Origin of the sequence: Massilia sp. CT11-108, from assembly GCF_047302915.1 — a bacterium.
GTDB classification, from domain to species: Bacteria; Pseudomonadota; Gammaproteobacteria; order Burkholderiales; family Burkholderiaceae_D; genus Telluria; species Telluria orientalis.
Window position 1 is genome coordinate 1 of the sequence record NZ_JBKYMO010001814.1, and the last position, 231, is coordinate 231.

The window sequence follows — 231 nt, forward strand, 5'->3', positions numbered from 1 at the left end:
CCGGCCGGCCAGCACGGGCGTCGCGACCGCGAGGACGGCACCCACCACGGACAGGGCGATGAAGACGACGAGCTTCGACCGGTAGGGCACCGCGAACGTCATGATCCGCCGGACGGACGCGCGCGAGATGCCGTGCCCGCCGTCCCGTGCGGACGAGATCTTGTAGAGCGAGCTCCAGGCCGCGCCTTCCATGCTCATGGTGGTTCCTTCCGTGGGGGCCTGGCCCAATGT

The 231-nt window shown here is 70.1% G+C and carries 1 protein-coding gene; it reads right to left on the bottom strand.

Annotated features, from left to right (window positions below; genetic code table 11):
* Positions 1–198, bottom strand: a 198-nt coding sequence (locus ACEN88_RS36425; protein ID WP_413347230.1) for a hypothetical protein, incomplete at its 3' end; no start/stop codon positions are given.
* Between the last annotated feature and the right edge of the window lie 33 nt (positions 199–231).